Source organism: Bacillus sp. GMs2/2 (assembly GCF_050172095.1).
GTDB lineage: Bacteria > Bacillota > Bacilli > Bacillales > Bacillaceae_G > Bacillus_A > Bacillus_A cereus.
The window spans coordinates 1-6,774 of record NZ_JBNLYE010000219.1 but is presented as its reverse complement, the minus strand read 5'-3'; the positions used below and the strand labels follow the sequence as shown (position 1 = coordinate 6,774).

Sequence of the window (6,774 nt, the reverse complement as noted above, 5' to 3'; positions counted from 1 at the left end):
AAAAGAAGGTATATATGTTTATAATAATTTAATATGCTATGAATGTGAAAAGGATATGGTGAATACAGAGACAGATGATCCGAAATATATACATTATTTAAAGCAGCTTCGAAAATTAGAAGTATCATATTTTTAAATAGGCATATGCCTATTATTTTTTTTGTTCTGTATAATAGATAGAGAATGAATAATAAGGAAGAGATGTAGATGAATCAAAATCGTATGCCTTTATATGAGGCGTTAATAGAGTTTAAAGAAAGAGGGCCGTTATCTTTTCATGTTCCAGGTCATAAGAATGGTTTAAACTTCCCTCAGGAGGCAATAAGAGAGTTTAAAGATATTCTATCTATTGATGTAACTGAGTTAGCAGGACTAGATGATTTGCATAGTCCGTTTGAATGTATAGATGAGGCACAACAATTATTGGCTGAAGTTTATAATACAAAGAGGAGCTATTTTTTAATTAATGGTTCAACAGTCGGGAACTTAGCAATGATTTTGTCTTGTTGCGGGGAACATGATATTGTTCTTGTACAAAGAAATTGCCATAAATCAATTATTAATGCTTTAAAACTTGCGGGAGCAAATCCCATTTTTTTAGATCCATGGATTGATGAAGCTTATAACGTACCGGTGGGAGTTCGTAACGAAATTATTAAGAAAGCAATTGAAAAGTATCCAAATGCGAAAGCGCTCATTTTAACGCATCCTAATTATTATGGTATGGGGATGGATCTAGAGGCAAGCATCGCTTTTGCACATGCACATAAAATACCTGTTTTGGTAGATGAGGCACATGGGGCACATCTGTGCTTGGGAGAACCATTCCCGAAGTCAGCATTAACATATGGTGCAGATATTGTAGTTCATTCTGCACATAAAACATTACCCGCAATGACAATGGGTTCCTATTTACATATAAATAGTCACTTAGTAGACGAAGAGAAGGTTACTACTTATTTAAGTATGCTACAATCTAGTAGTCCATCGTATCCAATTATGGCTTCCTTGGATATAGCACGCTTTACAATGGCGCGTATAAAAGAAGAAGGTCACAGTGAAATTGTTGAGTTCTTACGAAAATTTAAGGAACAATTACGTTCTATTCCTCAAATCGCCATTTTAGAATATCCGTTGCAAGATGAGTTAAAGGTCACCGTACAAACTCGTTGTCAGTTATCAGGGTACGAATTACAGTCTGTATTTGAAAAGGTCGGTATATATACAGAGATGGCTGATCCGTACAATGTCCTATTTATTTTACCCTTACAAGTAAATGGGGGATATATGAAGGTTATAGAGATGATCCGAGTAGCATTGCAACATTATGAGGTGAAAGACAAGAGGGAATCTATTCGTTATACTTATAAAGGTGAATTCTCTCTTTTACCGTATACGTATAAACAACTAGATGGATATGAAACAAAGATAGTATCTATAGAAGATGCTGTTGGAATGATAGCGGCGGAAATGGTGATTCCGTATCCACCTGGAATTCCATTGATTATGTATGGAGAGAGAATTACTTCAGAGCATAAAGAGCAAATTATGTATTTAGAGAGAGCAGGGGCTCGTTTTCAATGTAATACGAAATATATGAAAGTGTATGATATAGAAAGTAGGTTTTAGGATGAAGGGATTATTTGTAACAATTGAGGGCCCAGAAGGTTCAGGTAAAACAACGTTAATTAAAAGCTTATTGCCATATTTTGAAAAAAAAGCACAAAAGGTAATGGCGACAAGAGAACCAGGCGGTATTGCAATTTCTGAGGACATTAGGACGATTTTACATAAACAAGAATATACGATGATGGAAGCACGTACAGAAGCGCTTCTTTATGCTGCTGCGCGCAGACAACATTTAGTAGAAAAAGTTATGCCAGCACTTAATGAGAACTACCTCGTGTTATGTGATCGTTTTATAGATAGCTCTTTAGCATACCAAGGCTATGCAAGAGGATTGGGTATGGATAAGGTATTTGAAATAAATCGTTTCGCAACAGAGGACTGTATGCCTAGTTTAACAATTTATCTAGACATTGAGCCTGAGGTTGGTTTGGCTCGGATTGAAAAAGATGCAGGACGTGAAGTAAATCGACTAGATATGGAAGATATCTCTTTCCATAAACGTGTGCGCGAAGGGTATTTACAAGTTGTAGAACGTTTCTCGGATCGTATTGTATTGGTAAATGCTGATCAGCCGATGGAAAAACTTATAGAAGAAGTTGTTCAGATTATAGAAGATAAATTGTTATAATAGAAGGAAAGAATGAAATAAGTGAGGTATGCATTATGACGAAGACGTGGGAGCAGCTTTCTGCTATACAACCCATCGGTGTAAAAATGTTGATGAATAGCATTGCAAAAGAGCGTATATCCCACGCTTACTTGTTAGAGGGAGGGAAAGGGACAGGAAAGTTTGCGACAGCAATTCAAATGGCAAAGAGTTTCCTCTGTTCTGAGCGAAATGGGGTAGAGCCCTGCCATGTATGTACAAACTGTAAGCGAATTGATTCAGGTAACCACCCTAACTTACATATTGTAAAACCAGACGGATTATCTATTAAAAAGCAGCAAATTCATGATTTACAAGAAGAGTTTTCAAAAACAGGATTAGAGGCAAATAAAAAATTATATATTATTGAGCACGCAGATCGTATGACAGCAAATGCGGCAAATACACTTTTGAAATTTTTAGAAGAACCAAGTAGTGATACAACTGCTATTTTACTTACTGAACAAAGTCATCAAATTTTAAATACGATTTTATCTCGTTGCCAAGTTGTTACGTTTAGACCGTTACCTACGGAATCTTTAATTAGAAGATTACAGGATGAAGGGATTACAGCATCTTTATCGACACTTGCTGCTCAACTTACAAATAGTTTTGATGAAGCTTTAGCTTTATGTAGTGATGAATGGTTTGCACAAGCACGAGCTTTAGTGATAAAATTATGTGAAGCGCTCGAAAAAGATAAAACCTCTATTTTTTTTGTACAAGAAAAATGGGGAAAACACTTTGGAGAGAAAGAACAATTACAGCAAGGTTTAGATATGTTACTCCTTATTTATAAGGATTTATTATATGTTCAACTTGGAGAAGAAGATCGTCTTGTTTTTCATGATCAGAAAGAGATGTTTGAATCGTTTTCCTATGCTCAGAAGCGCATTGTATCAGCTCTCTTTAATATATTAGAGGCAAAAAATAGAATCAACGCTAATGTAAATGCGCAGCTTGTGTTCGAACAGTTAGTGTTGCGGTTGCAGGAGGGATGACCGTTTTGTATGATGTAGTAGGTGTTCGCTTTAAGAAGGCCGGAAAGGTATATTACTTTGATCCAAATCAGTTCGATATCTCTGAAAATGAGTTTGTCATTGTAGAAACGGTAAGAGGTATTGAATACGGAAAAGTAGTTATTACCAAAAAACAAGTTGATGAAAACGACGTTGTATTACCGCTAAAAAAGGTTATTCGTATTGCAAATGAAAATGATCGTACCATTGTTGAAGAGAACAAACATGCTGCCAAAGAAGCATATCAAGTCTGTCAACAAAAGGTAGTAGAGCATAATCTTGATATGAAACTTGTAGATGTAGAGTATACATTCGATCGTAATAAGATTATTTTCTATTTTACTGCGGATGGTCGGATCGATTTCCGCGAACTAGTGAAGGACTTAGCCGCAATTTTTAGAACAAGAATTGAACTAAGACAAATTGGTGTTCGTGATGAAGCGAAGATGCTAGGTGGTATTGGTCCATGTGGTCGTATGCTTTGTTGTTCTACTTTTTTAGGGGATTTTGAACCTGTATCCATTAAAATGGCAAAGGATCAAAATTTATCATTAAATCCTGCAAAAATCTCTGGTTTATGTGGTCGCTTAATGTGTTGCTTAAAATATGAGAATGATGAATATGAGGCAGCAAAGGAACAACTTCCTGATTTAGATCAACGTATACAAACCCCGCATGGTACTGGCCGTGTTATCGGATTAAATATTTTAGAAAGATTAATTCAAGTGGAACTAGTAGACAAGGAACGGATAGTAGAATATACGTTAGATGAGTTAGTGAATAAAGGGGTCGTTTCGAGTCAAACCACAGATTAATGAGGTGGGTGCTTGTGGAGAAAAAAGATATTTTTGAATCGGTTTCTAGTATGGAAGAGCAAATTGGACATTTATATAAACAGTTGGGAGAGTTAAAACAGCATCTTGCAGAGTTGTTGGAAGAAAACCAGCATATAAAAATGGAAAATAACAATTTGCGACACCGTTTTGAAGAAGTGCAGAATAAAGAAAAACAAAAAACTCAAAAACGTAAAGAAGTGAAGCCGAAAACAGATATTGGTGAAGGCTATGACAATTTAGCGAGACTGTATCAAGAAGGTTTTCATATTTGCAATCTACATTATGGAAGTGTACGTAAAGAGGGAGATTGTTTATTCTGTCTGTCATTCTTAAATAAAAAGTGAAATTACCTTTCCAATTATAATTGGAAAGGTAATTTTTTATACATAAAATAGGGTAGGTTAAGGGTAAGAAAAGGAGCAGTATATGAATTTATATGAAGATGAACGTTTAGATTACTTATTAGCACAAGACATGAAGATTATACAAAGCCCATCAGTATTTAATTTTTCTTTAGATGCCGTTTTACTTGCAGATTTTGCATGGGTACCAATTCAAAAGGGGAATTTACTTGATTTGTGTACAGGTAACGCGGTTGTTCCCCTTCTATTAAGTACAAGAACAAAAGGAAATATTACTGGTGTGGAAATTCAAGAACGCTTATATGATATGGGAGTAAGAAGTGTTCAATACAATGGGTTGGAGGAAAGAATTCACCTCATACATGGAGATTTGAAAGATATGCCAGAGAAACTTGGGCGTCATCAATATGATGTTGTTACATGTAATCCACCATATTTTCAAACACCTCAAACTTCAGAGAAAAATATGAATGAACATTTAGCGATAGCTCGTCATGAAATTATGTGTACATTAGAAGATGTTGTATCTGTAAGTAGTCAGTTAGTAAAACAAGGTGGGAAAGTAGCGTTTGTACATCGTCCAGGGCGATTACTAGACATTGTCACATTAATGCGTAAATATAAAATTGAACCAAAGCGTGTGCAATTTGTTTATCCTAAGGTTGGAAAAGAAGCAAATACATTGTTAATTGAAGGAATTAAGGATGGAAATGCAGATTTGAAAATTTTACCGCCTCTCGTTGTATATGAGAACAATAACGAATATACAAAGGAGCTACGTTCGATTTTATATGGAGAAGAATAAGCACTTTTTTTATGTGGTAGAGTGCTCTGATGGAAGTTATTATGCTGGATATACAAACCATATAGAAAAGAGAATTCAGACTCATAATAGCGGCAAAGGGGCTAAGTATACACGCGTCAGGCTTCCTGTTGTTTTAAAATATGTAGAGACCCACGATGATAAGCGTACAGCTATGCAAGCGGAGTATTACTTTAAGCAATTAACGAGAAAACAAAAAGAGGCATATATGCAAAAAGGAGAACGCTATGTGGCAACAAAAAAGCTTTCAACAAAATGAAAAGGGAGTTTTATATTTAGTACCAACTCCTATTGGAAATCTAGAAGATATGACATTTCGTGCAATCCGAATTTTAAAAGAAGTTGATTTAATTGCTGCTGAAGATACGAGACAAACGAAAAAACTTTGTAATTATTTTGAAATTGAAACACCTGTTACGAGTTATCATGAGCACAATAAAGAAGTAAGTGGGAAGAAACTATTAGAGAAATTAGAGGATGGAAAGAATGTAGCACTTGTTAGCGACGCTGGTATGCCGTGTATTTCTGATCCAGGTTACGATATTGTCGTTGAGGCAGTAGCTGAGCAATATCATGTAATTCCGCTTCCTGGAGCAAATGCAGCCCTTACAGCATTAATTGCATCCGGTCTTGAAACAAAGCAGTTTTATTTCTATGGTTTCTTGCAGAGAAACAAAAAGGAACGAAAGATGGAGTTAGAAAAGCTTCGTTATGTACAAACTACAATGATGTTTTATGAAGCGCCTCATCGTTTAGACGATACTTTAATTTCGATGCAGGAAGTGTTGGGAAATAGAGAGATTGTATTATGTCGAGAGTTAACGAAAAAATTTGAGGAATTTATTCGAGGGACAATCGAAGAAGCAATTGAGTGGACGAAGCAAAATGAAGTACGTGGTGAGTTTTGTATTTTAGTAGCTGGTTCAACAGAAGAACCTGCTCCAGAAGAACAATGGTGGGAATCTCTTTCGGTATATGATCATATTGAATATTATATAAATGAAAAAAGTATGAATTCAAAAGAAGCGATTAAAACAGTCGCTAAAGATCGAGATTTGTCGAAAAGAGATGTATATCAAATCTATCATGTCGATAAAAAATAAGCTTCTCATAATTGAGAAGCTTATTTTGCTGTTTCGATATAATCTTGAAGTTCGTTTAAGATTTGCTCAGCGCCTTCTTTGCTTAAGATGATTTTACCTTCAGCTAAAGAAAGGTTACCGTCAGATACTTCACCAGTTACTTGGCAAGTCATGTTTGGTTTATATTTCTTTAAGATGATTTTTTCGTCATCAACATAGATTTCAAGAGCGTCCTTTTCTGCAATACCTAAAGTACGGCGTAATTCGATTGGAATTACTACACGACCTAATTCATCAACTTTACGAACAATACCAGTAGATTTCATAATTTTTTTCCTCCTAAATAAATAGTTTATAAGTTTCGAGTCTATTTTTAG

The 6,774-nt window shown here is 35.3% G+C and carries 10 protein-coding genes; 9 read left to right on the top strand and 1 reads right to left on the bottom strand.

The features are described 5' to 3' along the window. The 9 genes from ACQGS6_RS20480 to rsmI all read left to right on the top strand — a co-directional run. Positions 1 to 136: sigma factor G inhibitor Gin (locus ACQGS6_RS20480; RefSeq protein ID WP_426965501.1), on the top strand; the 136-nt coding region annotated here is incomplete at its 5' end. Positions 137 to 207: 71 nt separating this feature from the next. Next, positions 208 to 1,629 carry an aminotransferase class I/II-fold pyridoxal phosphate-dependent enzyme gene (locus ACQGS6_RS20475; protein WP_001075294.1) on the top strand — a complete coding sequence of 474 codons (1,422 nt, stop codon included), beginning with the start codon at positions 208 to 210 and terminating at the stop codon, positions 1,627 to 1,629. A 1-nt stretch (position 1,630) separates the two neighbouring features. Further along, on the top strand, positions 1,631 to 2,257 hold the full coding sequence (tmk, locus tag ACQGS6_RS20470; protein ID WP_000677214.1) for a dTMP kinase: 627 nt from the start codon (positions 1,631 to 1,633) through the stop codon (positions 2,255 to 2,257). 35 nt (positions 2,258 to 2,292) lie between these two features. Next, positions 2,293 to 3,276, top strand: a complete 984-nt coding sequence (holB, locus tag ACQGS6_RS20465; RefSeq protein WP_000169563.1) for a DNA polymerase III subunit delta' — start codon at positions 2,293 to 2,295, stop codon at positions 3,274 to 3,276. A gap of 5 nt (positions 3,277 to 3,281) precedes the next feature. Next, positions 3,282 to 4,109, top strand: a complete 828-nt coding sequence (locus tag ACQGS6_RS20460; RefSeq protein WP_000272429.1) for a PSP1 domain-containing protein — start codon at positions 3,282 to 3,284, stop codon at positions 4,107 to 4,109. A 14-nt stretch (positions 4,110 to 4,123) separates the two neighbouring features. Continuing rightward, entirely contained in the window at positions 4,124 to 4,474 is a 351-nt protein-coding gene (yabA, locus tag ACQGS6_RS20455; RefSeq protein WP_000412063.1) for a DNA replication initiation control protein YabA, read from the top strand. Positions 4,475 to 4,556: 82 nt separating this feature from the next. Continuing rightward, on the top strand, positions 4,557 to 5,297 hold the full coding sequence (locus tag ACQGS6_RS20450; protein ID WP_001055367.1) for a tRNA1(Val) (adenine(37)-N6)-methyltransferase: 741 nt from the start codon (positions 4,557 to 4,559) through the stop codon (positions 5,295 to 5,297). Beyond that, positions 5,284 to 5,574, top strand: coding sequence for a GIY-YIG nuclease family protein (locus ACQGS6_RS20445; protein ID WP_000414350.1), 291 nt, complete (start codon positions 5,284 to 5,286; stop codon positions 5,572 to 5,574). Before ACQGS6_RS20450 ends, ACQGS6_RS20445 begins: the two co-directional genes overlap by 14 nt. Continuing rightward, entirely contained in the window at positions 5,543 to 6,418 is an 876-nt protein-coding gene (rsmI, locus tag ACQGS6_RS20440; protein ID WP_000267821.1) for a 16S rRNA (cytidine(1402)-2'-O)-methyltransferase, read from the top strand. The genes ACQGS6_RS20445 and rsmI overlap by 32 nt, the downstream gene beginning before the upstream one ends. Positions 6,419 to 6,438: 20 nt before the next feature. Here the strand turns inward: rsmI and ACQGS6_RS20435 are convergent, their stop codons facing one another. After that, the gene (locus tag ACQGS6_RS20435; protein ID WP_000843036.1) at positions 6,439 to 6,723 is read right to left on the bottom strand and encodes an AbrB/MazE/SpoVT family DNA-binding domain-containing protein; all 285 of its coding nucleotides are present in this window, start codon (positions 6,721 to 6,723) and stop codon (positions 6,439 to 6,441) included. Positions 6,724 to 6,774: the final 51 nt, after the last annotated feature.